The sequence below is a fragment of the Streptomyces sp. NPDC056503 genome (assembly GCF_042794995.1).
Taxonomy (GTDB): Bacteria; Actinomycetota; Actinomycetes; order Streptomycetales; family Streptomycetaceae; genus Streptomyces.
In genome coordinates this window covers 32,556-56,924 of the sequence record NZ_JBHTST010000038.1, presented here as the reverse complement: position 1 = coordinate 56,924, position 24,369 = coordinate 32,556, and the positions used below count along the sequence as shown (strand labels likewise).

Here is a 24,369-nt window from a genome sequence, read left to right as displayed (position 1 = left end):
GGCGGGAGTCGTCGACTCCCGCCCGCCCCTTCGCCCGTCCTCCGGGCGTCCGGCGCTCAGGCCGCCGTCGCCAGCCCCGCCTGCGCGGCGCGCGGCACGAACCGGACGCTCGGGTGGCCGTGGCGCCAGCCCATCGCGAGCCTCAGGTTGCCGACGCGGGCCAGGACGAGGCCGATGACCGCGGCCGCGGCGAGGGAGACCAGGCCGCCGGTGGCGAAGCCGACGCGGGCGCCGTACGTGTCGGTGACCCAGCCGAGCAGCGGCGCGCCGATCGGCGTACCGCCCGCGAAGACCATCATGTAGAGGCTCATCACCCGGCCCCGCATGGCCGGGTCCGTCGCCATCTGGACGGCCGAGTTCGCGGTGATGTTCACCGTGAGGCCGATCATGCCGATGGGGACGAGCAGCAGCGCGAAGAGCCAGAACGACGGCGAGAACGCCGCCATGATCTCCAGGACGCCGAAGACGCCCGCGGCGATCACCAGCATCCGCAGCCGGGTCGAGCCGCGCCGGGCCGCGAGCAGGGCGCCCACGAGGGAGCCGGCCGCCATCAGGGTGTTGAGGAAGCCGTACGCGCCGGCGCCGACGTGGAAGACCTCGCCGGAGAAGGCGGTCAGCCAGATCGGGAAGTTGAACCCGAAGGTGCCGATGAAGCCGACGAGGACGATCGGCCAGATCAGGTCGGGGCGTCCCGCGACGTACCGCAGGCCCTCGCGGAGCTGGCCCTTGCCGCGCGGGGCGCGCTCCACCTTGTGGAGCTCGCTCGTCCGCATCAGCCACAGGGCGGTCAGCGGCGCGAGGAAGGAGAGGCCGTTGATGAGGAAGGCCCAGCCGCTGCCGACCCCGGCGATCAGGACGCCCGCGACGGCGGGGCCGACGAGCCGGGCGGACTGGAAGTTCGCCGAGTTCAGCGAGACGGCGTTGCGGAGCCGGTCGGGGCCGACCATCTCGGAGACGAAGGACTGCCGGGCCGGGTTGTCGACGACCGTCACCATGCCGAGGAGGAAGGCGATCAGGTAGACGTGCCAGACCTGCACCTGCCCGGAGAGGGTGAGCGCGGCGAGCGCGAGACCGCACAGGCCGAGCGCGGCCTGGCTGATCAGCAGCAGGCGCCGCTTCGGGTAGCGGTCGGCGATGACCCCGCCGTACAGGCCGAAGAGGAGCATCGGCAGGAACTGCAGGGCCGTGGTGATGCCTACGGCGGCGGCCGAGCCGGTGAGGCTCAGGACCAGCCAGTCCTGGGTGATCCGGGCCATCCACGTACCGGTGTTGGAGACGATCGCTCCGGTGAAGAAGAGCCGGTAGTTCCGGATCGAGAGCGAGGAGAAGGTCCCCTTGCCCCCACGGGGGTCGGTGGTGGGTTTGTGGACGGGTGCGGAGTCTGCTCCGGGTCCCGTGCTCAAAGTGCGTCGCCTCCTTGGCGCTCGGTTCAGAGATGGGCGAGCTTCTCCAGGACGGGGGCCGCCGCGCGCAGTACGGCCCACTCGTCCTCGTCCAGTCCCTCGGCGAGGGAGGCCAGCCAGGCGTTCCGCCGGCGGCGGGCGTCCTCGAGCATGGCCTCGGCCTGCTCGGTCTGGCTGACCACCTTCTGCCGGCGGTCGTCGGGGTGTGGCTCCAGCCGGACCAGTCCCTTGGCTTCGAGCAGCGCCACGATGCGGGTCATCGACGGCGGCTGTACGTGCTCCTTGCGGGCCAGCTCACCGGGGGTGGCGGAGCCGCAGAGGGCCAGGGTGCCGAGCACCGAGATCTCGGTCGGGCTCAGCGATTCGTCGACGCGCTGGTGCTTGAGGCGCCGGCTCAGCCGCATGACGGACGAACGGATCGCGTTCACGGCCGCGGCGTCGTCGGCGGTGCCGTGGGACAGGTCAGGCATGTATTTAGGCTACCTCATTACTCTCTCTAAAGACCAACCGGGACGCCCCGTGTCGCACGCGTCACGCCCGTCCAGGTCACGGTGCGATATCCATGCATCACCCAAATGAGTGAGTCGGATCCGGAAAGTGACGCAAAGGGGCCCCGGGAGCCCCGACCCTGAACGGCATGGGATCGACAGTGCTCAGCCTGCGCATCGACAGTGAGCTGCTCGACCGGCTCAAGGGTCACGCCGCGAAAAGAGGAATGAGCGTCCAGGACTATGTCGTCCGGACGCTCATTCGGGAGGACTTCGACGAGCGGTTCAAGACCGCCGTCGAGGTGACGCAGAAGTTCTACGGGGAGGGGGCGGAGCCGGAACCTCCCGGCGCCGCCCCCGCCCCGCTCGATCAGGTCAGGCCCAGCGCCGGCATCGCGTAGTAGAAGACGAAGATCGCCGACACGATGTACATGGCCACCGGGACCTCACGGCCCCGGCCGGCCGCGAGACGCAGCACGCTGAAGCTGATGAAGCCGATGCCGATGCCGTTCGTGATCGAGTACGTGAACGGCATCATCGTCATGGCCAGGAAGGCCGGCACCGCGATCGTGTAGTCGGCCCAGTCGATGTCCTTGATCGACCCGGCCAGGATCAGGAAGCCCACCGCGAGCAGCGCGGGGGTCGCCGCCTGCGACGGCACCATGGTCGCGAGCGGCGTGAGGAACAGCGCCACCGAGAACAGACCGCCCGTGACGACCGAGGCGAGGCCCGTACGGGCACCCTCGCCGACGCCCGCCGTGGACTCCACGAAACAGGTGGTGGCCGACGAGGAGGTCGCGCCGCCGGAGGCGACGGCGAGGCCGTCCACGAGCAGGACCTTGTTGATGCCCGGGAAGTTGCCGTCCTTGTCGATCAGCTTGGCCTCGTCGCCGACGCCGAGGATCGTGCCCATGGCGTCGAAGAAGCAGGACAGCAGGACGGTGAAGACGAAGAGGACGCCGGTGAGGATGCCGACCTTCCCGAAGCCGCCGAAGAGGCTGACCTCGCCGACCAGGCCGAAGTCCGGGGAGGCGACCGGGTTGCCGGGCCACTCCGGGGTGGTCAGGCCCCAGGAGGGGACCTCCGCGACCGCGTTGATCACCATCGCCACGATCGTCATGACGACGATCGAGATGAGGATCGCGCCCGGCACCTTGCGGATGATCAGGGCGAGGGTGAGCAGGGTGCCCAGGACGAAGACGAGGACCGGCCAGCCGAGGAGGTGCCCGCCGGTGCCGAGCTGGAGCGGGACGGTGGTGTGCGCGGCGTCGGGGATGCGGGAGACGAAGCCCGAGTCGACGAGGCCGATCAGCATGATGAAGAGGCCGATGCCGATCGCGATGCCCTTGCGCAGGCCGACCGGGACGGCGTTCATGACGCGCTCGCGCAGGCCGGTCGCGACGAGCAGCATCACGACGATGCCGGCGAGGACCACCATGCCCATGGCGTCCGGCCAGGACATCCTCGGCGCGAGCTGGAGGGCCACGACGGTGTTGACGCCGAGGCCGGCGGCGAGGGCGATCGGGACGTTGCCGATGACGCCCATGAGGAGCGTCGAGAAGGCCGCCGTCAGGACGGTGGCCGTGACGAGCTGACCGCTGTCGAGCTGGTGACCGTACATGTCCTTGGCGCTGCCGAGGATGATCGGGTTCAGCACGATGATGTAGGCCATCGCGAAGAAGGTGGCGAAACCGCCGCGGAACTCACGGGCGACGGTGGAGCCGCGCTCGGAGATCCTGAAGTAGCGGTCGAGGGCCGAGGCGGGTTCCTGCGGGACCTGCGGCTCGGGGGCGGAGGCCTTGGCGGCGGCCGTGGTGCTCATGGGAGGGGGTTCCTCTTCGGGAAGGTCCAGAAGTCCTTTTTTGGCGGTTCATATGAAGGAAACCCGCCATAGGCAAACCGTTTCAGTATGAACACATGAACGAGGACGAGTCCATCTCCGCGCGTAGACCCCGAAACGGGCCGCCTAGACTGAGCCGTATGGCGAAGTGGACACCGAAGCACGAGGCACCCGAACCCCTGGAGGGTCCGGTCGTCGGCACGATCACCGGAGGCACGATCCTCTGGTTCGTCCTCTTCCTCGTCCAGCTCCCCTTCTACGGCTGGTTCGCCGACCGCGGCATCACCTCCTGGGTGTGGACCTGCCTGGCCGGCGGCGCCCTCGGCCTGATCGGCATCTGGTACGTCCGCAAGCGCGACGCGGCCATCAAGCGGCACCGGGCGGCGCAGGAGGCGGACGGGGCGACCGCCGCGTAGCACCACGGGACGATTCCGCTCCTCCCCCGGTCGGATCTTCGCCCTTCTCGGCAGGTGAACGGCCGATTCCGGTCGTACCGTCGAGAACATGACGCAGCGGGCGAAGATCGACACGGACGGCGGAGACACCCGCGACACCCCCGTGGAACCCGGACCGCCCGTCGTCCACCGCCCCGCCGGACTGACCGCCGCCGAGGTCGCCGAACGCGTCGCGCGCGGCGAGGTCAACGACGTCCCCGTCCGCAGCTCCCGCTCCACCACCGACATCGTCCGGGCCAACGTCTTCACCCGGTTCAACGCGATCATCGGCGTCCTCTGGGTGATCATGCTGATCGTCGCGCCGATCCAGGACAGCCTCTTCGGCTTCGTGATCGTCGCCAACACCGGCATCGGCATCATCCAGGAGCTCCGCGCCAAGAAGACCCTCGACGGACTCGCCGTCATCGGCGAGGCGAAACCCACCGTCCGCCGCGACGGACGCGCCGCCGGGATCTCCACCTCGGAGATCGTCCTCGGCGACCTCATCGAGCTCGGCCCCGGCGACAAGGTCGTCGTCGACGGCGTCGTCGCCGAGGCCGACAGCATGGAGATCGACGAGTCCCTCCTCACCGGCGAGGCCGACCCCGTCGTCAAACGCCCCGGCGACCTCGTCATGTCCGGCTCCTTCGTCGTCGCCGGCGGCGGCGCCTTCACCGCCACCAAGGTCGGCCGGGAGGCGTACGCCGCGCAGCTCGCCGAGGAGGCGTCACGCTTCACCCTCGTCCACTCCGAGCTGCGCTCGGGCATCTCCACGATCCTCAAGTACGTGACGTGGATGATGGTGCCGACCGCGATCGGCCTGATCATCAGCCAGCTCGTCGTCAAGGACAACGACCTCAAGAACTCCATCGCCCGGACCGTCGGCGGCATCGTCCCGATGATCCCCGAGGGACTCGTCCTGCTCACCTCGGTCGCCTTCGCGATCGGCGTCATCCGGCTCGGCCGGAAACAGTGCCTGGTGCAGGAGCTGCCGGCGATCGAGGGCCTGGCCCGGGTCGACGTCGTCTGCCTCGACAAGACGGGCACGCTCACCGAGGGCGGCATGGACGTCACCGAGGTCCGCGTCCTGGACGGCGCGGACGAGGCGTACGTGCACAAGGTGCTGGGCGCCCTCGGCGAGTCCGACCCGCGCCCCAACGCCTCCCTCCAGGCCGTCATCGACGCCTACCCCGACGCCGAGGAGTGGCGGTGCACCGAGTCGCTGCCGTTCTCCTCGGCCCGCAAGTACAGCGGCGCGGCGTTCAGCGAGGGCGACGGCGAGGAGTCCACCTGGCTGCTGGGCGCCCCCGACGTCCTCCTCCCGCCCGGCGACCCGGCCCTCGCCGACATCGACCACCTCAACGAACAGGGCCTGCGGGTCCTCCTCCTCGCCCGTACGGTCCACGAGCTCGACTCCCCCGACGTCGCCAAGGACGCCCGGGCCACCGCCCTCGTCGTCCTCGAACAGCGGCTGCGGCCCGACGCGGCCGACACCCTCGCCTACTTCGCCGACCAGCACGTGGCCGCGAAGGTCATCTCGGGCGACAACGCCGTCTCGGTCGGCGCGGTCGCCGGCAAGCTGGGCCTGCCCGGCGCCGCCGACACCGTCGACGCCCGCACCCTCCCCGCGGACCGGGAGGAGATGGCGAAGGTCCTCGACGAGAACGCGGTCTTCGGCCGGGTCACCCCGCAACAGAAGCGGGACATGGTCGCGGCGCTCCAGTCCCACGGGCACACGGTCGCCATGACCGGCGACGGCGTCAACGACGTCCTCGCCCTGAAGGACGCGGACATCGGCGTCTCCATGGGCTCGGGCTCGGAGGCGACGCGGGCCGTCGCCCAGATCGTCCTCCTGAACAACTCCTTCGCGACCCTCCCGTCGGTGGTGGCGGAGGGCCGCCGGGTCATCGGCAACATCACCCGGGTGGCGACCCTCTTCCTCACGAAGACGGTCTACTCGGTCCTCCTGGCGATCCTGGTGGTGGTCAGCCAGATCGAGTACCCCTTCCTCCCCCGGCACCTGACCCTCCTGTCCACCCTGACGATCGGCGTCCCGGCCTTCTTCCTCGCCCTCGCCCCCAACAAGGAACGCGCCAGGCCGCACTTCGTCCGCCGCGTCATGCGCTACGCGATCCCCGGCGGCGTCGTGGCGGCGGCCGCCACCTTCACCACCTACCTCCTGGCCCGCCACCACTACACGGGCCCGGACGCGCTGGGCGCCGAGACCAGCGCCGCGACCCTCACCCTCTTCCTCGTCTCCATGTGGGTCCTCGCGATCATCGCCCGGCCCTACACCTGGTGGCGGGTCGCCCTGGTGGCCGCCATGGGCGGCGCCTTCCTCCTCGTCCTCGCCGTCCCCTGGCTCCAGGACTTCTTCGCCCTCAAGCTCGTGGGCACGACCATGCCCTGGGCGGCCGTGGCCGTCGCGGCGGCGGGAGCGGCCCTCCTGGAGGTCGCCTGGCGCTGGGTCGACCGCCGGTTCCCGGCGTAGCGCCGCACCCGCCGGGGCGCGTCAGTCGAACCAGCGGTCGCGGGCCAGTTCGTCCGTGCGGGTGGGGTCCTCCAGGAGGGCCGCCACCTCGAAGCGGCGGGGCCACTGCCGGGTGGCCCAGGCCAGGGCGGCGGCCACGCCCTCCAGGGTGGCGGCGTGGAGGGTGCCGTCCGGGGTGAGCCGCCAGTCCAGCTCGGTGCCGCCGGCCCGGAGCTCCTCGTGTTCGACGTAGGTGGCGGGGGTGGACGGGCCGAGGAGGGCGTGGACGGAGGCCGGGACCTCGTGCTCCTCGCCTTCCGTCGTCACCGCCGCCGCCATCGCCTCGCTGAGGCGGCGGACCTGGAAGAGGTCCGCCAGGTCGGCCGCCCGCGACGGGGAGACCGGGAGGAGGGGGAGTCCGGCCGTGAGCGGGAGGAGGTCGGGGGCGTCCGCCACCAGGGCCTCGGAGGCGTCCACGACCACCAGCTCGCCGTCCACCACCGCGCGGAGCTCGTCCGGGAGGGTGACCTGGTCGGGGTCCAGGTCCGCCAGGGCCGTGTAGAGGGCGTGCAGCTGGGCGCCGGTGACCTCGCGGGACGGGTCGGCCAGACGGCCGAGGAGCTCCGCCGCGCCGCCCGGCTCGTCGAGGAGGGCGGGGACGGAGGTGCGGACGCCGAGGGCCCGCAGGACCTGCTCGTCCTCGAAGCCGGTCGCGTCGGCGGGGTCGTACAGGCCGGCGAGGAGCGGGTCCGAGCCCTTCGCGCGGAGCCCCGCCGGGCGGCGCCCGTCGAGGACCGGGTGGTCGCGCAGCCACCAGGCCGTGTAGGAGAGGACCGTCTCCGTGGTGCCGTCCGGGAGGAGGACCCGTACGGGCTGGATCAGGGCGTCCCGGTACGGCGGCCGGGCGAGCAGCGCCAGCGCGTGCGGCCAGGCGTCGTCGTCGACCAGGTCCAGGTCCCGCACCGCCACGATCTCCGTCGCCACCGGCGGCACCACGGTCGCCGGCAGCCGGTCGAGGACGTCCTCGCACCACACGTCGACCGCTTCGAGCAGGCCCGCGTCGTCCGGCTCCGGGTAGTCGCCCACCCGGGGCTCCAGGTCGTCGGGGTCGAGGACCAGGTCGTTGGCGCGGACCAGCGCGAAGTTCGCGAGGACACCGCAGGCGGCGAGCGGACCCGGGCCCCAGCGGTCGGCCAGGTCGGTGTCGACGTAGGCGAGTTCACCCTCACGCATGACGGCCGCGAACGGCGAGTCGGGCATGACGAGCTCGCCCGCGGGCGCCGGCTCGCCGTCCTCGTCGGGGAGGGCGAGCGCGCCGAGCCACGGCTCGTCGCCGGGCTCCAGCCCCGCGTCCCGCACGAGACCGAGGACCGTCTCCACCAGTTCGTCCGCGTCCAGCTCCGGCGCGTCCAGGTCCCACATGTCGGCCGATTCGAGGGAGAGCGCGACCGCCCCCCGCACCTGGGGGGTCGTCAGGACCGCGTGGGGCGTGGCCGGGAGGGCCCCCAGCTTCTCCAGGAGCGGGTGGACGGCCTCCGGGTGCGCCACCTTCAGACCGAGCCGGGACAGCTCCGCCGGGGTGCCCTCCTGCGGCAGCAGGACCAGGCGCGGCCCGATGGCCGTCCGGCCCGAGTCCAGCGGCACCGGCAGGCCGGTCAGCCGCTCCGGGTCCACCCCGGCGAGGGAGTCGTACAGCCGCCGCCACCAGCCCGGCGCCCGCTCCACGCCCGCGAGCCGGTCCACCGCCTCCGTCAGCGGCACCCGGCCCACGCCGAGCGTCCGCAGCTCGGGGCGGCGCTCCAGGCCCGCCGGGAGCAGCCCGGGGAACACCTCGGCCAGGACCGCGACCGTCTCCGCGCCCGCGCCCTCGACGACCTCCGCCTCGATCGGCCGCAGCGCCGGAAGCTCCTCCGTCGGCGCCGCCGGCGCGAGGAACGCGACGCGCGGCAGCCGGTCCAGGATCGCCTCGCGCAGCGCCCCGTCGAGCGGGCCCTTGCCGAGCGGGCCGGGCACCAGGTCGAGCGCACCGCTCGTCACCGGCCGCCAGTCGGCGAGGAGTTCGGCGTACGCGTCGGCCGCCCGCTGCACCAGGAAGTCCGTCAGCGGCCCCGGTGCCGGGTGGCGGCGGGCCGTGTCCAGCGGCAGCGAGGCGATCAGCAGGGCGGGGATGCCGAGCGGCTCGTCGGTGGGCGTCGGCGCGTGCACGACGGGCGCGGTGCGCGGGTAGCGGGGGGCGCCGGCGCCGTCCACGGGGACGGCCCAGGTGACCGACCAGTGCGGGCGGAGCCGCTCCTCGACCGGGCGGTCCGCGAGGAGGCCGGCGTCGAGCGGGCCCGTGTGGGTGACGGTCCGCCAGCGGTGCGGGCCCTCGGCGGCCGAGTCCTCGATCCGGACGTACCCGTCCGCCTCGGAACGGGTCAGCGTGCGTACCCCTTCCGGGGTCTCCACGACGATCTCGGAGAGACCCGGAAGAGTGAGCAGCAGCGCGTCGTCGACGGTGGCGAGGAGCCGCTCGGCGAGGCCGTGCGCGGCGCCGTCGCGGAGCGGGAGGACGACGACCGTGTCGTACCCCTCCGGCGCGGTGCCCTCGGCGGGCAGCGGCAGCCTCAGGAGCGGTACGTGGCCGTCCCTGCGGCGCAGTTCGTCGCCGAGGCCCGGGACGTGGCGGGCCACGTCGGCGGTCAGCTCGCGGGCCTCCGCGAGGGCCCAGCGGACGCCGCCGTGCCGGCCCAGGAGGGCGGGCTCGTCGGAGACCGCGAGGACGGCGGCGAAGCCGACGCCGAAGCGGCCGACGGCCGTCTCCGTGTCCCGCTCGGTCCGCTTCGCGGAGGCGCGGAGCGTGGACAGCGACTCGACGCCGGTCGCGTCGAGCGGGGCACCGGTGTTGGCGGCGGCCAGCACCGCGGGGCTGTCGGCGTCCGCCGGGTGCAGGGTCAGCCGGAGCCGGCCGGTCACCCCGCCGCGGGCGGCCGCGTCGGCGGCGTTCTGGGCGAGCTCGACGACGAGGCGGTCGCGGTAGCCGCCGAGGGCGAGGTCCTCCTCGGCGTTCGCGTCCTCGCGGAAGCGGGCCGGGGAGGCGGTCCAGGCGTCCAGGACGCCTCTGCGGAGCCGCGCGGTACCGAAGGGGTCGCTTCCGTCGGTCGTCGTCCGGACGGTGACGCTCACGTATGACTCCACTCTGCTGTGACGGTCCTTCGGTCCCGCGCCGAAGTTACCGCGCCCCGACCGCCGCGCTCGCGACCCCTCCGAGAACCCCCTGCCCACGCCGAAGGACCCCGGCGCCCACGCCCGCGGGTCCGGAACCGGCACGGAACCGGCACGGAACCGGCCCCGCGGCCGCCGAAGCGGGCCGCGCCGGTCCGGGCGCCGCCACCGTGCGGGCAGCTGCTCCGCGGGGCCGAAGGGGGCCGTCAGGGGGCGTCAGGGGGCGTCAGAAGGCCGCCAGGGGGTCGTCAGAGAGTCGTCCTTGAGGGGAAAGGCCCGGCACAACGGCCCCCCGGTGCGGCCGCACGTGTGCGGGGCGTCCGGGCGCGGGAACCCGGGCCCGGCGCGGAGCGCCGTTCCGTCGCTCCCGCCTTCCCCCCGGGCCCGTCGCCCCGGGCCCCGTCACCCCGGCGGGACGGACGCCCGCGACGGAGCGGCCGGGGCCCCGTGGGTCAGGAGTGGCCCAGGTCCGAGGTGGTGGTGTCCTCGGGGACCGTGCTGCCGGAGTCCGTCGGGGGGCGGAGGGGGAAGGGGTCCGTGGCGGTGGAGTCCAGGACGGGCGGGGCCGGCCGGGGCGGCGTCGGCATGACGGCCGCCTCGGAGTGACCGCCGCAGCCGTACGCGAGGGAGACCACGCGCCCGTCCGCCGGGGACAGTTCGTTGGCGCAGAGGCCGAAGGACTGGCCCAGGGAGCCGGACAGGGGAATCAGGAAGGCGCAGGACTGGCAGGTCGCCGGGGCCGCCTGGGCCATGGGCGTGCGGGGGCCGAAGGAGTCGTCCCAGCGGTCCGCCGCGATCCGGAGGCCGTACCGGGAGAGGACGCGCGCCCGGCCCATGCCGAGCTCCTCCGCGACCGCCGCGATCGCACCGCGCGTCGGCACGCGGTCGGTGATCTCGGCGTCCTCCACATCGAGGTGGTCCGCGAGGTCGGTGGAGAGCGCGGAGTTCGGCGGCGGGGCGTCCTCGCCGGTGTAGCCGGGCTCCAGGCGCGGGTCGTCCTGCTCGGTCGGCAGGAGGTCGCCGGGGCCGAGGTCGCCGGGGCGCAGCCGCTCGCTCCACGGCACCCATTCGGGCGCGAGGAGGGCGTCGGAGCCGGGCAGCAGGACGGTTTCGTCAAGCGTGACGTTCTTGGCCCGGGAGGCACGGGTGACGGTGACGGCCCAGCGCCAGCCGCGGTAACCCGGCTCCTTGCACTCGAAGTAGTGCGTGACGACCCGGTCGCCCTCCGCGACGACACCGGAGTGTTCGCCGACGACGCCGGGGGCGGCGGCCTCCTCGGCCGCCTCCCGCGCGAGGTCTACGGCCTCGGCGCAGAGGCGGTCGGGGGCCGGGGTACGCGTGGCTCGCGGGGCACGCGGGGTACGGTCTCGCGTCGTCGCAGCACTCACAGGTCTCGCTTCTCTCCTACGCCGTCTCACGGGTGCGCCGGCCGAGGTTCGGGAGCGAGGCTCCGGGAGCGGGGCGGGCGGAGCGGACCTGAGGGCCGCATCGACGTCCGCACCCGACCGGTCTCACATGTCTCGGGCACACCTATCGTCATCCATTCTGCGGGATGCCGAAGGGGCGCGCGGCCGAAAGGAACCGCCGGTGGCGCGCTACGCACGCTACCCCGTTCGCGGGCCTGGGCCCACCTGCGCGCCCCAAGTGACCCGGATCAGGCCTCCGAGCCGCCGCCCCGAGCGGGCTCCCGGACCGCCCGGGGACGCCCTCGAAACTCCCTCTACCGCCCTCGAAACCGCCTCCGCACGCCCCCGTGACCGCCTCCACGCGCCCCCCGCGGCCGCCTCCGTGCCGTCTCCGCGTCCGCCTCCGCCCGTCCCCGTGCCCGCCCCCGTACCGGTGTGTCCTTCCGGGTCCCCGACACCCCGGGGCCCGTCGGCTCGGTTCGGGCGGGCCCGGGTTGGGGCACTATGAGGTGGTGGCAGCCGCACGGTCCTCCGGTCGATCCCACGATCGTCCCGGGCCGCTCCGCAGAGCGGGCCGGACGGTGGGGCGTGCTCTGCACCTGCCGTTCACGGGGACCGCGAAGGGGATCCGGCGGGCGACGCACGCGCACGGCGCGGGCGAGTCGGGGCTCGGAAAGCTGATCGAGCTGCACGCGGTGAACGGCGCCGGGGACGTGATGATCACCGTGGCGCTCGCGTCGACCGTCTTCTTCTCCGTGCCGACCGACGAGGCCCGCGGGCGGGTCGCGCTCTACCTCGCCATCACCATGCTTCCCTTCACACTCCTCGCGCCCGTCATCGGGCCACTCCTCGACCGGCTGCCGCACGGGCGGCGGGCGGCGATGGCGGCGGCGATGCTCACCCGGGCGGTGCTGGCCGTGCTGATGTCGGGCGCCGTCGCGACCGGCGGGATCGAGCTGTATCCGGCGGCGCTCGGCGTGCTCGTGGCGTCGAAGGCGTACGGGGTGGTGCGCAGCGCCGTGGTGCCCCGGCTGCTGCCCCCCGGCTTCTCGCTGGTGAAGGCGAACTCGCGGGTGACGCTCGCCGGGCTGCTCGCCACCGGCATCGCCGCGCCGATCGGGGCGGGGCTCCAGCTGGTCGGGCCCCGCTGGCCCTTGTTCGGGGCGTGCGCGCTGTTCCTGCTGGGGGCGTACTGGGCGGTCCGGATGCCGCACAAGGTGGACTCGGCGAAGGGCGAGCGCCGTGCGCACCTGCTGACGCACGGCGAGAAGAAGCCGAGTCTGCGGACGGTGGGGCCGGCGGTGCTGCACGGGCTCCAGGCGAACGCGGCGCAGCGGATGCTCTCCGGGTTCCTGATCTTCTTCCTGGCGTTCCTGCTGCGCGAGCATCCGCTGTCGGGGCAGTCGGCGGCGGTGTCGCTGGGGATCGTGGGCGTGGCGGCGGGGGTGGGGAACGCGTGCGGGACGGCGGCCGGCTCGCTGCTGCGGGACCGGGGGCACCGGCCGGAGGTGATCATCGCGGTGATGATCACGACGGTGCTCGCGGCGGCGATCTGCACCGCCGTCTTCTTCGGCGGGGTGATGGTCGCGGTGCTGGGCGCGGTCGCGGGGCTCACGCAGGCCCTGTCGAAGCTGTCCCTGGACGCCCTGATCCAGCGGGACGTGCCGGAGGTCGTACGGACCTCGGCGTTCGCCCGCTCGGAGACGGCGCTCCAGATGGCGTGGGTGGTGGGCGGCGCGCTCGGCATCGCGATGCCGCTGAACGGGACGGTGGGGATGGCGGTGGCCGCCGGCTTCCTGACGATCGGCGTCCTCCTCGCCGTGCGGGGCCTGCTGTCGTCGCGCGGGCCGGGCGCGTCGGACCGGACACCGCGGGCGAAGGTGGCCTGAGGTGCCCGCGTATCGGGCCCGGTGCGCGGCACGCCGTACCCCCGCGTGGCAGCGGCGCGGCGGCCCGATAGCCTTCGGCTCATGACCGTTGCGTTCTTCTCCGGCTCGCGCCGCCGGGCCGCCGTCGCCCTCGGGGCCGTCTCCGCCGGGCTCCTCGTCCTCACCGCCTGCGAAAAGCCGACTCCGATCGCGACCGTCACGGTCGGGACCGAATCGATCAATTCCGAGGCCTCCTGCTACAACGACGGCGACCCCATCAAGGAGTCCGACGTCCAGAAGTGCCTCAACAAGAAGGCCGAGAAGTCGATCACCGTCGCCATGGACGACAAGATCCGCTTCGGTGTGGACCCGTCGATCGCCGACAACGGCTGGACCATCTTCCTCGGCGGCCAGCAGGCCGAGCCCGAGCCGTACAAGAAGACGTACCGGACCATCCCGGCCAGCGCGTTCTTCTCCAGCCAGACCGGCGAGAGCACCGACGAGACGCAGGTGACGATCGTCGAGAACACCGGCAAGACGCTCACCGGCATCTGGCACTTCAAGCTGAAGAAGGAATCCTGATCCTCCGGTGCCCCACCGGATCCTGATCGTGACGGCCGTGACGGCGGAGGCCGACTCCGTCGCCGGCGGTCTCGCGACCCTCGCCCGCCCGGGCGGGGAGCTCTCCGTGCCGGGCGGACTCGTGCTGCGCCGGTACGCGGCGGAGCACGGCGGCGCCGACGTCCTCGTCGGCGGGGTCGGGCCCGCCGCCGTCGCCGCCGCGACGGGCGCCGCGCTGACCCGGGCCGCACTCGCCGGCGAGCCGTACGGGCTCGTCGTCTCCGCCGGGATCGCCGGCGGCTTCCCCGGCCGCGCCCCGCTCGGCTCGCTCGTCGTCTCCGACGCGATCGTCGCCGCCGACCTGGGCGCCGACACGCCCGAGGGGTTCGTCCCCGTCGAGGAGCTGGGCTTCGGCCGCTCCGTCCACCGCGTCCCGGACGCCCTCACCGCGCCCGCGGCCGCCGCCCTCGCCGCCGCCGGACTCCCGCACACCACCGGCGCCGTGCTGACCGTCTCCACCGTCACCGGCACCGCCGACCGGGCCGCCGCCCTCGCCGGCCGCCACCCGGGGGCCGCCGCCGAGGCCATGGAGGGCTTCGGGGTCGCCGAGGCCGCCGCGGCCCACGGCGCCGCCGTCCTCGAACTGCGGGCCGTGTCGAACGCCGTCGGGCCCCGCGACCGCGCCGCCTGGCGCATCGGCGACGCCCTGGAAGCGCTGCGGCGGGCCGTGACCGTACTCGACACCGCCTTCTGGGAGGCACGGCCGTGCAGCTGAAGATCGCCTACTCGCCCTGCCCGAACGACACCTTCGTCTTCGACGCCTGGGCCCACGGCCGCGTCCCCGGCGCCCCGCACCTCGACGTCACCTTCGCCGACATCGACGTCACCAACGGCTGGGCGGAGGGCGGCACCGACGGACACGACGTCCTGAAGGTCTCGTACGCCGTCCTGCCGTGGATCCTCGACGAGTACGCGCTGCTGCCCTGCGGCGGCGCCCTCGGCCGGGGCTGCGGCCCGCTCGTGCTGACCAGGGAGGCCGGGACCGGCGCGGACCTCGCCGGGAAGACGGTCGCCGTGCCGAGCGAGCGCTCGACCGCCTACCTCCTCTTCCGGCTGTGGGCGGCCGAGACGGTGCCCGGAGGCGTCGGCGAGGTCGTCGTGCTGCCGTTCCACGAGATCATGCCCGCGGTCCGGGACGGGAAGGTCGACGCGGGGCTCGTCATCCACGAGGCCCGCTTCACCTACAAGTCCTACGGACTCCACTGCCTCGCCGACATGGGCGAGCACTGGGAGTCCACCACCGGGCTCCCGATCCCGCTCGGCGCGATCGTCGCCCGGCGCTCGCTCGGCGCGGAGACGCTGCGGCTGCTCGCCGACTCCGCCCGGCGCTCGGTGCGGATGGCCTGGGACGACCCGGTCGCCTCACGGCCGTACGTGATGGAGCACGCGCAGGAGATGGACCCGAAGGTCGCCGACCAGCACATCGGGCTCTACGTCAACGAGTTCACCGCCGACCTCGGCGAGGCCGGCTACGCGGCGGTCCGGGGGCTGCTCACCCGGGCCGCGGCCGAGGGACTGGTACCGCCCCTCGGCCCGGACGCGCTGTCCTTCCCCTGACGGGGCGGGGGACCGGGCGTCCGACCGGACGGGATCAGACGTCGAGCTGGTCCGCGACCGCCCGCAGCAGGCCCGCGATCTTCTTGCCGGCCGCCTTGTCGGGGTACCGGCCGCGCTCCAGCATCGGCGTGATGTTCTCCAGGAGCGTCGTCAGGTCCTGGACGATCGACGCCAGCTCGTCGGGCTTGCGGCGCTGCGCCGCCGCCACCGAGGGCGTCGGGTCGAGGATCGCCACCGAGAGCGCCTGGTCACCCCGCTGACCCGCGACGACGCCGAACTCCACCCGCTGGCCCGGCTTCAGTGCGTCGACCCCGGCAGGGAGCACCGACGAGTGCACGAACACGTCACCGCCGTCGTCGCGGGAGAGGAAGCCGAAGCCCTTCTCGCTGTTGAACCATTTGACCTTGCCGGTAGGCACGTCTGTCCTCGTCCTCGTTGACTCGTCGGGGTAAAGGAAACAGCGGGTCGACAACGGCCCGCCGGCACCAAGGCTAATGCTCCGGGGGCCCGTGACAAGACGCCGCCGAAGTGTCGCCACGGCCAGGGAACTACCCTGACGGGATGCGCAGTGAAACCCGTACAGGACCGGTGGACGATTCCGCGCCGGGCGACGGACTCGTCAAGGCGGGCGTCGTCGTCTTCGCGGTCGGGGCGGTCGCGACGCTGGTCACCGTGGCCCCGCTCCTCCTCGGTACCGATCCCTTCCCGACCGTCGCCTATCTGGTGTCGATGCTGATGGGCGTCGGTTTCGCGCTCGCCGCCGCCGGAGTGCTCCGGTCGGTCGCGGCCCAGCGGCGGCAGGCCCGGCAGGGGCAGCGGGCGGCCTAGGCCGTCTCTTTCGGATCTTGCCGGGCTCGCGACTCCCCCAGCTACCGCTGGGAGGTGCCCCCATGCGCACGCACGCTCGCCGCGTTGTCGTCGGTCGCCGATGTCCCCCAGCTACCGCTGGGAGGTGCCCCCACCGCATGGACTCCCTCCTCCGCCTTGCGAGCGCACGCACCAGACGCCGCTCCCTGATCCGGCCAGATCCGAAAGAAACGGCCTAGCCGAGGTACCGCTCCCACCAGGTACGGAAGTCCGTCAGGTCCTTGAGGACCACGTCGGCCCCGGCCTCGCGGAGCTCGTCGGGGGCGCACGGGCCGGTCGCGACGGCGACCGACAGGGCGCCGGCGGCCTTCGCGCCGCGCACGTCGCCGACGTGGTCGCCGACGTACACCGAGGCGCCGTGGGCGCGCAGCGCCTCCGCCTTGGCCTCGGCGAAGAGACGGCCGACGACGGCGTCCGGCTCGATGCCCAGGTGGGCGAAGTGCCGGTGCGCGTCGGGGGCGTTCTTGGCGGTGACGACGATCGCCCGGCCGCCGGCCTCCCGGACCGCGTCGAGGGCGTCGCGGGCGCCGGGCATGGGGACGGTCGGCTCGATGGCGTACTCGGGGTAGAGGGCGCGGTAGCGGGCGGTCATCTCGGTGACCTGCCCGGCGGGCACCCAGTGGGCCATCTCCTGCTCCAGCGGCGGGCCGAGGCGGGTGACGACGAGGTCGGCGTCGACCTCGACGCCGTACTTCTCCGAGAAGGCCGTGAAGGCGGCCTTGATGCCCGGGCGGGTGTCGAGGAGGGTCAGGTCGAGGTCGAACCCGACCGTGAGCGGGCCTGCGGATACGTTCGTCGTCATGGGGGACATTGTGCCCGGGTGTTCGAATATGGCTGCTGTTTACACTGAGGCCGGGCCACGGCGACTGAGCCAAGGCTTTCCTTACCGGACCTCCCGCCCCGATGCTCGATGGGTGCTCATGACAGCCGCTTTCCGTTCCAGACGGGTCCTCGCGACCTCGGCGGCCGTCGTCGCCCTGCTCCTCGCCGTCCTCCTCAGCCTCGCCGTGGGCGCCCGGGCCATCGCGCCCGGCACCGTCCTCGACGCGCTCCTGCACGGCGGGACCGGCGACGACGCCGAGGTGGTGCGCCAGCTCCGCGTGCCCCGGACCGTCATCGGGCTGATGGTCGGCGCCGCCCTCGCGCTCGCCGGCACCGCCCTCCAGGGCATCACCCGCAACCCGATCGCCGACCCCGGCATCCTCGGCATCAGCCAGGGCTCCTCGGTCGCCGTCGTCCTCGCCATCGCCTTCCTCGGCGTGCACGACCTCTCCGGCTACGTGTGGTTCGCCTTCGCCGGCGCCGCGCTCGCCTCGGTCGCCGTGTACGCGATCGCCTCCAGCGGCCGGGGCGGCGCCACACCGGTGAAGCTGGCCCTCGGCGGCGCCGCGATCAACGCGCTGCTGCTGTCGGTGACGACCGGCGTGCTCACCACGAAGGCGGCGGCGCTCGACGAGTTCCGGTTCTGGCAGACCGGCTCCCTCGACGGGCGGGACGCGGCCACGATCGCGCAGATCTGGCCGTTCCTGCTGGCCGGCGCCGTGCTGGTGCTGTCGGTGGCGCGCGGCCTGGACGCGCTCGCGCTCGGCGAGGACGTCGCCAGGGGACTCGGGCAGAAGGTCGCGACCGTCCGGATCGTCGGCGGGCTCGGCGCGACCGTCCTCACCGGCGCGGCCGTCGCCGCCGCTGGCCCCATCGCCTTCGTCGGCCTCGCCGTCCCGCACATCGCCCGGGCCGTCGTCGGCTCCGACCACCGGTGGGTGCTGCCGATGGCCGCGCTGATCGGGCCGGTGATGGTGCTGGTCGCGGACGTCGCCGGCCGGATCGTCTTCCCGCCGGGCGAAGTACCCGCCGGGGTCATGACCGCGCTCATCGGGGTGCCGTTCCTGGTGACGCTCGTACGCCGGAAGGCGGTGCCGGCGTGAGCCTCACGAAGACCGGCGGGGCCACCGCCACCGCCGCCGTCCCCGCCCGGCCCGCCGGGTACGGGCTCCTCCGCCTCGGCCCCGCCTCCTTCCTCGTCCACCGGCGGTCGGTGCTCGCCGCCGCGGTGCTGCTCCTGCTCCTGGCCGCGGTCTCGGTCGCGTACCTCTGCGTCGGCGAGCGGACCATCGCCCCCGGCGAGGTCCTCACGATCCTCACCGGCGGCGACTCCCCCGCCGCGTTCGTCGTCGAGGAGCTGCGCGCGCCGCGGCTCGTCACCGCCCTCTCCGTCGGCGCCGCCTTCGGGATCGCCGGCGCGCTCATCCAGACGGTCGCCCGCAACCCGCTCGCCTCGCCCGACATCATCGGCATCAGCCAGGGCGCGGGCGCGGTCACCGTCGCCGCGATGACCTTCGGCCTCGCCTCGTACACGGTCCTGCCGTACCTGTCGATCGCCGGCGGCGTCCTCGCCGCCGCGCTCGTGTACCTCTTCGCCTGGCGCGGCGGGCTGCACGCCACCCGCTTCGTCCTCATCGGCATCGGCTTCGCCATCGCGCTCCGGTCCCTCATCACCCTCTTCATGACCAAGGGCGACTACCTCGTCGCCCAGCAGGCGCAGATCTGGATGACCGGCTCGCTCAACGGACGCGGCTGGGAGGAGTCGGCGCCGGTCCGCTGGACGCTGCTGCTGATGCTGCCCGCCGTGCTGTGGGCGGCCCGCGCCCAGCGGACCGTCTCCCTCGACGACTCCACGGCCACCGCCCTCGGCGTCCGGCTGGGACGGGTCCGGCTCGGGCTCGTCGCGGTGGGCGTGGTGCTGGCCTCGGTGGCGACCGGGGTCGCCGGGCCGGTCGACTTCGTCGCGCTGCTCGCCCCGCAGATCGCCCGCCGGGTGACGCGCACCGCGCAGATCCCGCTGTTCTGCTCGGCGCTCCTGGGCGCGCTGGTCGTCGTCACCGCCGACCTCCTCGGGCGGCGGCTGTTCTCACCGGTGGAACTGCCGGTGGGTGTCCTCACGGCGGCGGTCGGCGCCCCGTATCTGATCTGGCTCATCGTCCGGAGCCGCACGGGAGAGAAGGCATGAGCAGACTGACGGCCCGCGGGCTGACCCTCGCCTACGAGAGCCGGGTCGTCGTGGAGGACCTCGACCTGGCGATCCCCGACGGGCGGGTGACCGTCATCGTCGGCCCCAACGCCTGCGGCAAGTCGACCACCCTGCGGGCGCTCGGCCGGCTCCTCAGGCCGGCCCGGGGCGCGGTCCTGCTCGACGGGGAGGAGCTGGCGAAGCTGCCGACGAAGCGGATCGCCCGCTCGATCGGCCTGCTGCCGCAGACGCCGGTCGCGCCCGAGGCGATCACGGTCGCGGACCTCGTCGCGCGCGGACGCCAGCCGCACCAGGCCTGGTGGAAGCAGTGGTCGGAGGAGGACGAGCGGGCGGTCACGGAGGCGATGGCCCGCACGGACGTCGCCGACCTCGCCGACCGCTCGGTGGACGAGCTCTCCGGCGGCCAGCGGCAGCGCGTCTGGATCGCGATGGCCCTCGCGCAGGAGACCGACCTGCTGCTCCTCGACGAGCCGACCACCTACCTGGACATCGCGCACCAGGTGGAGGTCCTGGACCTGGTGCGCCGCCTCAACCGCTCGCGCGGGCGGACGGTGGTCCTGGTCCTCCACGACCTGAACCAGGCGGCGCGGTACGCGGACCACCTCATCGCCATGAAGGCGGGCCGGGTGGTGGCGCAGGGCGCCCCGTCCGACATCGTCACCGACGCGATGGTCCACGACGTCTTCGGCCTCCCCGCGGTGGTCGTACCCGACCCGGTGACGGGCTCCCCGCTGGTGGTACCGGGAGCACCGTGGAGCGCCGAGTAGTCCGGCACCATGCCGTGGGACGCCGGGTGGTGCGGCACCGCGCCGTGGAGCGCCGGGTGGTGCGGCACCGCGCCGGGGCGACCCGGCGACCGCACGGTGGGACGCCGGGTAGTGCGGCACCGCGCCAGGTGGTCCGGCGACCGCACCGTGGGACGCCGGGTCGGCCCGGCGTCGTGTCATCCGCGGCGGGCGCGCAGCAGGAGGTAGCCGGCGGAGGCGAGGGCGGCGGCCCTCAGGGTCCAGGGCCAGGTGTCGGACACGGCCTGGCTCATGCCCTCGCCGCCGGCGGCCACCGCCTCGCCCCAGCGGCCTTCCACCCGGCCCCAGAGCCAGGCGACGCCGCCCGCCGCCGCCAGACCGGGGAGGACGAAGACGGCCGTCTTCACCTGGCCGGGGGTCAGCCGGCGGGAGCCGTACGCGACGAGCCAGCCGAGGGCCAGCGCGATCAGCCAGCCGAACGCGGCGCCGGCGACCAGCAGCAGGGCGGCGAGCAGCAGGAAGGGGTGGGCGAAGCCGCGGGCCGCGACCCGGGCGACGCCCTCCTCCGGCTCGGCGGCCTCCTCCGTCGCGTGCGGCGGCCGGCGGCGGAGCAGCAGGCGGGCCGCGCGGCGTACCCGGCTCGCGGGGGCGGTCTCCCGCGCGGGCCCCTCCTCCTCCGGCTCCTCCTCGGGCTCCGGCGGGCGGAAGAGCTCCGGCGCCTCGACCCCGCCGAAGAAGCCGGGGACGTGCGGCTCCTCGTCGGCGCCGGCGCCGTCCCCCCACCAGCCGGGGAGCTCGACGTCACCTGAACGGGGGTGCGGCACGGGGGTCTGAGGCGGGACCGGCGCGGACGCCTTCGAGGACTTCGGGGACTTCGGGGACTTCGCCGGGGGCCGGGCGGGCGCGTCGGGTTCGGCGTCGGACCACCAGGCCGCCCGGCCGCCCGGCCGCGGCTGCGGCTGCGGTTCCGGTTCCGGTTCCGGTTCCGGGTCCCTCCCCGTCGCCCGTGTGACGACCTCGTCCGGTGTCCCCAGGTCGCCGAGGATGCCCCGGACGGCGGTGGGGGACTCCTCGCCGTGGGTGGCGCGGCGGCGGTCGATCTCGTTGCGCAGGCCCGCGACGAGGGCCGTGCGGTCGCCCGGCGGGAGGTGCCGCTGCTGGGCCAGGTCGCCGACCTCGCTCAGGTAGTCGAAGACCATCCGGTCGCTCTCGATGCCCACGCCGCCCCTCCACCGTCCGGCCGAACGCCGTCCCGGTCCTGACGGTAGCGCCTGTGCAGCGGATAACGTGGGGCGGATGGGGATCGGCGAGCTGGACCGGGAGGCGCACGTGCCCGAGGGACGTCCGAGTGGGACCGCGGGGACTCCGCGCACGCTGGCCGAGGCGCTGCGGGCGCGCGGGGACGACGGGCTGACCGCGCTGCTGCGGTCCCGCCCCGACCTGCTGGGTCCGGTGCCGAACGATCTGACGCAGCTGGCGACCCGGGCCGGGACGCGGGCGTCGGTGGTGCGGGCCCTGGAGCGGCTCGACCGGTTCTCGCTCCAGGTGGCGGAGGCGCTGGCGGTGGCGCCCGACCCGGCGCCGTACCCCGTCCTGCTCGAACTGTTCAGCGGCGGGCGCGAGGAGCCGGAGATCGAGGCGGCGCTGCCGCGCGCGGTGACGCTGCTGCGCGAGCAGGCGCTGCTGTGGGGCGAGGACGACCGGCTGCGGCTGGTGCGGACGGCGCGGGAGGTGCTGTCGCCGTCGCCGCAGCACCCGTCGCCGACCGGGCTCGGGCCGACCGTCGCGGAGGCGACGGCGGGGATGTCACCGGGGCGGTTGCAGGAGATCGTGGCGACGGCGGGGCTGCCGTCGACGCACGACCCGGTGTCGGCGGTCGCCGCGCTGACCGCGCTCTTCACCGACCGGGAGCGGATGGGGGCGCTGCTGGACACGGCTCCGCCGGAGGCCCTCTCCGTGCTCGACCGGCTGGTGTGGGGGCCGCCGTACGGCGAGGTGACGGCGCGGCCGACGGCGCCGGTGGGGTGGCTGCGCGACCGGGGGCTGCTGCTGCCGGTGTCGCCGCGCACGATGGTGCTGCCGCGCGAGGTGGCGCTGCATCTGCGGGGCGGGCGGGCGCACCGGGCGCCGGAGCCGCGCGCGCCGGAGGTGGGGGTGGCCCGCGCGTACCGTCCCCAGGCTGTGGACAGTGCCGCCGCCGGGCAGGCGTACGCGGCGCTGGCGACCGTCGAGGAGCTGCTGAAGTCCTGGGACCACGGCGGCCCGGCGGTGCTGCGGGCCGGCGGACTCGCGGTGCGGGACCTGAAGCGGACGGCGGCGGCGCTGGACGTGCCGGAGCCGGTGGCGGCCTTCTGGCTGGAGCTGGCGTACGGGGCCGGGCTGCTGGCCTCGGACGGCGAGGCGGACGAGCGGTACGCGCCGACGCCCGCGTACGACGACTGGCTCGACCAGCCGCCGGCCGAGCGCTGGGCCCGGCTGGTCGGCGCCTGGCTGGCGGCGACCCGCACCCCGGGGCTCGTCGGCGGCCAGGACGCGAAGGGCCGGGCGCTGTCGGCGCTCGGCCCCGACCTGGACCGCGCGGCGGCGCCCGAGGTACGCCACCGGGTCCTCGCCCTCCTCGCGACGCTGCCGCCGGGCGAGGCGGCCGATCCGGAGAGCCTGCTGGCCCGGCTGCGCTGGGAGCGCCCGACGCGGGGGACGTCGACGGCGGGGCGCGCGGCGGCCGGGACGGGAGCAGGAGCGGGCGCGGGTGCCGGTGCGGGATCGGCCCCCGGGGCCGGGGGCGGTTCCGGGGCGGGTCCGGTCGCCGACGGCGGCGTCGCCGGGCCCTGGGCCTCCGAAGCGGCCCGCGGCGCCGGGACCGGCGTCCCCGCCCCGCGGCCCTCGGCCGATCTGCGGGAACGTCTCGCCCACTGGGCGCTCGGGGACGCCGAACTGCTCGGCGTCACCGGACGCGGCGCGCTGTCCACGGCGGCGCGGGCCCTGCTCAACCTGCCGCTCGACACGGCCGCCGGGCCGGGCGCGGCGGGCGGCGGGGTCGAGCCGGAGGTCGCGGTGGAGCGCGCGGCGGAGCTCCTGGAGCCGCTGCTGCCGCAGGCCGTCGACCACGTCCTCCTCCAGGCCGACCTGACGGCCGTCGCCCCCGGCCCGCTGCTCCGGCCGCTGGCCGACGCGCTCGCGGTCCTGGCGGACGTGGAGTCGAAGGGGGGCGCGACGGTCTACCGCTTCACGCCCGGTTCGGTGCGGCGCGCGCTCGACACCGGCCGCTCCGCCTCCGACCTGCACGCCTTCCTCACCGCGCACGCGCGCACCCCGGTGCCGCAGCCCCTCGCCTACCTCATCGACGACGTGGCGCGGAGGCACGGGCACCTGCGGATCGGGGCGGCGTCGGCGTACGTCCGCTGCGACGACGACGCGCTGCTCGGCGAGATCCTGGCCGACCGCCGCTCCGCCGCCCTGCGGCTGCGCCGCCTCGCGCCGACGGTCCTGGCCGCGCAGGCGGACCCGACCTCGCTCCTCGAAGGGCTGCGCGCGATGGGGTACGCGCCCTCCGCCGAGTCGGCGGAGGGCGACGTCCTCGTCACCCGCGCCGACGCCTACCGCACCCCGCCCCGCTCGGCCCCGGCGCCCGTCCCCGACGGTCCGCCGGCCCCCGACACCACCCTGCTCACGGCGGCGGTCCGCGCCATCCGGGCCGGTGACCACGCCGCCACGGCCGTACGCAGGGAACCCGCCGTCCCCGTCACCACCGGCGGTCTCCCCCGCACCTCCGCGGCGGAGACCCTGGCCACCGTCCAGGCCGCCGCGCTCACCGGCTCGGCCGTCTGGATCGGCTACGTCAACGCCGAGGGCGCGGCCAGTCAGCGCGTCATCGCGCCCGTCCGGGTGGAGGGCGGCTTCGTCACCGGTTACGACCACACCGCCGACGAGGTCCGCACCTATCCCCTGCACCGGATCACGGGGGTCGCGGAGCTGGCGGACGAGGAGGTCTAGCACTTATCTTGACGTCAAGAGAGATAGCGGATCTCCGAGGCGGGGGCGCCATGACAGCAGAAGACTCCGGATACTCCCTGGCCGGCCTGCACCACGTGCAGCTCTCCATCCCGCCGGGCGGCGAGGACGCCTGCCGGGCGTTCTGGGGCGACGTGCTCGGGATGGCGGAGGTCGAGAAGCCGCCGGTGCTCGCCGCCCGGGGCGGGTGCTGGTTCCGGGGCGGCGGGATCGAGGTGCACCTCGGGGTCGAGGAGGACTTCCGGCCCGCGCGGAAGGCGCATCCGGGGATCCTCGTCACCGGCGTCCGCGCCCTCGCCGCCCGCCTCCAGGCCAGGGGCGTGGCCGTCACCTGGGACGACGACCTCCCCGGGTACCGCCGCTTCCACACCCACGACGGGCTCGGCAACCGGCTGGAGTTCCTGGAGCCGAGGTAGACTTCTACGT

The 24,369-nt window shown here is 74.4% G+C and carries 21 protein-coding genes; 13 read left to right on the top strand and 8 right to left on the bottom strand.

The window, feature by feature from the left end; all coding sequences use genetic code 11:
- Nucleotides 1-56: 56 nt before the first annotated feature.
- Nucleotides 57-1,403, bottom strand: coding sequence for an MFS transporter (locus tag ACFQ8C_RS14485; protein ID WP_383456460.1), 1,347 nt, complete (start codon nucleotides 1,401-1,403; stop codon nucleotides 57-59).
- 26 nt (nucleotides 1,404-1,429) lie between these two features.
- A complete protein-coding gene (locus ACFQ8C_RS14480) occupies nucleotides 1,430-1,873 on the bottom strand; it encodes a MarR family winged helix-turn-helix transcriptional regulator (protein WP_383456457.1) in 444 nt (147 codons plus the stop codon).
- A 167-nt stretch (nucleotides 1,874-2,040) separates the two neighbouring features.
- On the opposite strand from ACFQ8C_RS14480, the gene ACFQ8C_RS14475 reads away from it, so the two are divergent.
- On the top strand, nucleotides 2,041-2,292 hold the full coding sequence (locus ACFQ8C_RS14475) for a hypothetical protein (protein WP_383456454.1): 252 nt from the start codon (nucleotides 2,041-2,043) through the stop codon (nucleotides 2,290-2,292).
- Here ACFQ8C_RS14475 and ACFQ8C_RS14470 read toward each other — a convergent pair.
- Nucleotides 2,262-3,713, bottom strand: coding sequence for an NCS2 family permease (locus ACFQ8C_RS14470; RefSeq protein WP_383456452.1), 1,452 nt, complete (start codon nucleotides 3,711-3,713; stop codon nucleotides 2,262-2,264). The two genes, ACFQ8C_RS14475 and ACFQ8C_RS14470, sit on opposite strands and share 31 nt — an antisense overlap.
- Nucleotides 3,714-3,871: 158 nt before the next feature.
- Between ACFQ8C_RS14470 and ACFQ8C_RS14465 the strand changes: the two genes are divergently transcribed.
- Together ACFQ8C_RS14465 and ACFQ8C_RS14460 are read left to right on the top strand one after the other, a co-directional pair.
- Nucleotides 3,872-4,147 (top strand): DUF2530 domain-containing protein, encoded by a 276-nt coding sequence (locus tag ACFQ8C_RS14465; RefSeq protein WP_383456450.1) that lies wholly within the window; start codon nucleotides 3,872-3,874, stop codon nucleotides 4,145-4,147.
- Between the two features lie 88 nt (nucleotides 4,148-4,235).
- On the top strand, nucleotides 4,236-6,656 hold the full coding sequence (locus tag ACFQ8C_RS14460; protein WP_383456447.1) for an HAD-IC family P-type ATPase: 2,421 nt from the start codon (nucleotides 4,236-4,238) through the stop codon (nucleotides 6,654-6,656).
- 21 nt (nucleotides 6,657-6,677) lie between these two features.
- Here the strand turns inward: ACFQ8C_RS14460 and ACFQ8C_RS14455 are convergent, their stop codons facing one another.
- Both ACFQ8C_RS14455 and ACFQ8C_RS14450 read right to left on the bottom strand, forming a co-directional pair.
- Nucleotides 6,678-9,812 (bottom strand): sacsin N-terminal ATP-binding-like domain-containing protein, encoded by a 3,135-nt coding sequence (locus tag ACFQ8C_RS14455; RefSeq protein ID WP_383456444.1) that lies wholly within the window; start codon nucleotides 9,810-9,812, stop codon nucleotides 6,678-6,680.
- 479 nt (nucleotides 9,813-10,291) lie between these two features.
- Nucleotides 10,292-11,227: a DUF3027 domain-containing protein gene (locus ACFQ8C_RS14450; protein ID WP_383456441.1), complete on the bottom strand. Its 936-nt coding sequence runs from the start codon at nucleotides 11,225-11,227 to the stop codon at nucleotides 10,292-10,294.
- A gap of 530 nt (nucleotides 11,228-11,757) precedes the next feature.
- On the opposite strand from ACFQ8C_RS14450, the gene ACFQ8C_RS14445 reads away from it, so the two are divergent.
- From ACFQ8C_RS14445 to ACFQ8C_RS14430, 4 genes are all read left to right on the top strand, one after another.
- On the top strand, nucleotides 11,758-13,134 hold the full coding sequence (locus ACFQ8C_RS14445; protein WP_383456438.1) for an MFS transporter: 1,377 nt from the start codon (nucleotides 11,758-11,760) through the stop codon (nucleotides 13,132-13,134).
- Between the two features lie 81 nt (nucleotides 13,135-13,215).
- The gene (locus tag ACFQ8C_RS14440; protein WP_383456435.1) at nucleotides 13,216-13,695 is read left to right on the top strand and encodes a DUF2771 domain-containing protein; all 480 of its coding nucleotides are present in this window, start codon (nucleotides 13,216-13,218) and stop codon (nucleotides 13,693-13,695) included.
- A 7-nt stretch (nucleotides 13,696-13,702) separates the two neighbouring features.
- Nucleotides 13,703-14,449: a futalosine hydrolase gene (locus ACFQ8C_RS14435; RefSeq protein ID WP_383456432.1), complete on the top strand. Its 747-nt coding sequence runs from the start codon at nucleotides 13,703-13,705 to the stop codon at nucleotides 14,447-14,449.
- Nucleotides 14,440-15,291: a 1,4-dihydroxy-6-naphthoate synthase gene (locus ACFQ8C_RS14430; protein ID WP_383456429.1), complete on the top strand. Its 852-nt coding sequence runs from the start codon at nucleotides 14,440-14,442 to the stop codon at nucleotides 15,289-15,291. The genes ACFQ8C_RS14435 and ACFQ8C_RS14430 overlap by 10 nt, the downstream gene beginning before the upstream one ends.
- Nucleotides 15,292-15,325: 34 nt before the next feature.
- Here ACFQ8C_RS14430 and ACFQ8C_RS14425 read toward each other — a convergent pair whose 3' ends face one another.
- On the bottom strand, nucleotides 15,326-15,709 hold the full coding sequence (locus tag ACFQ8C_RS14425; RefSeq protein ID WP_360315203.1) for a cold-shock protein: 384 nt from the start codon (nucleotides 15,707-15,709) through the stop codon (nucleotides 15,326-15,328).
- A gap of 143 nt (nucleotides 15,710-15,852) precedes the next feature.
- Between ACFQ8C_RS14425 and ACFQ8C_RS14420 the strand changes: the two genes are divergently transcribed.
- Nucleotides 15,853-16,119, top strand: coding sequence for a hypothetical protein (locus ACFQ8C_RS14420; RefSeq protein ID WP_383456425.1), 267 nt, complete (start codon nucleotides 15,853-15,855; stop codon nucleotides 16,117-16,119).
- A 214-nt stretch (nucleotides 16,120-16,333) separates the two neighbouring features.
- Here ACFQ8C_RS14420 and ACFQ8C_RS14415 read toward each other — a convergent pair whose 3' ends face one another.
- The gene (locus ACFQ8C_RS14415; RefSeq protein ID WP_383456422.1) at nucleotides 16,334-16,969 is read right to left on the bottom strand and encodes an HAD family hydrolase; all 636 of its coding nucleotides are present in this window, start codon (nucleotides 16,967-16,969) and stop codon (nucleotides 16,334-16,336) included.
- Nucleotides 16,970-17,078: 109 nt separating this feature from the next.
- Between ACFQ8C_RS14415 and ACFQ8C_RS14410 the strand changes: the two genes are divergently transcribed.
- From ACFQ8C_RS14410 to ACFQ8C_RS14400, 3 genes are read left to right on the top strand one after another with little or no spacing between them, the layout of a single operon-like run.
- Nucleotides 17,079-18,083 (top strand): FecCD family ABC transporter permease, encoded by a 1,005-nt coding sequence (locus ACFQ8C_RS14410; protein ID WP_383456420.1) that lies wholly within the window; start codon nucleotides 17,079-17,081, stop codon nucleotides 18,081-18,083.
- Complete coding sequence (locus tag ACFQ8C_RS14405) at nucleotides 18,080-19,165, top strand: FecCD family ABC transporter permease (RefSeq protein WP_383456417.1); 1,086 nt, start codon at nucleotides 18,080-18,082, stop codon at nucleotides 19,163-19,165. The genes ACFQ8C_RS14410 and ACFQ8C_RS14405 overlap by 4 nt, the downstream gene beginning before the upstream one ends.
- On the top strand, nucleotides 19,162-19,953 hold the full coding sequence (locus ACFQ8C_RS14400) for an ABC transporter ATP-binding protein (protein WP_383456415.1): 792 nt from the start codon (nucleotides 19,162-19,164) through the stop codon (nucleotides 19,951-19,953). The genes ACFQ8C_RS14405 and ACFQ8C_RS14400 overlap by 4 nt, the downstream gene beginning before the upstream one ends.
- A gap of 176 nt (nucleotides 19,954-20,129) precedes the next feature.
- Here ACFQ8C_RS14400 and ACFQ8C_RS14395 read toward each other — a convergent pair whose 3' ends face one another.
- The gene (locus tag ACFQ8C_RS14395) at nucleotides 20,130-21,152 is read right to left on the bottom strand and encodes a hypothetical protein (protein ID WP_383456413.1); all 1,023 of its coding nucleotides are present in this window, start codon (nucleotides 21,150-21,152) and stop codon (nucleotides 20,130-20,132) included.
- 76 nt (nucleotides 21,153-21,228) lie between these two features.
- On the opposite strand from ACFQ8C_RS14395, the gene ACFQ8C_RS14390 reads away from it, so the two are divergent.
- Nucleotides 21,229-23,925, top strand: a complete 2,697-nt coding sequence (locus ACFQ8C_RS14390; RefSeq protein WP_383456410.1) for a helicase-associated domain-containing protein — start codon at nucleotides 21,229-21,231, stop codon at nucleotides 23,923-23,925.
- Between the two features lie 50 nt (nucleotides 23,926-23,975).
- Nucleotides 23,976-24,359, top strand: a complete 384-nt coding sequence (locus ACFQ8C_RS14385) for a glyoxalase (RefSeq protein WP_383456408.1) — start codon at nucleotides 23,976-23,978, stop codon at nucleotides 24,357-24,359.
- Nucleotides 24,360-24,369 lie beyond the last annotated feature (10 nt).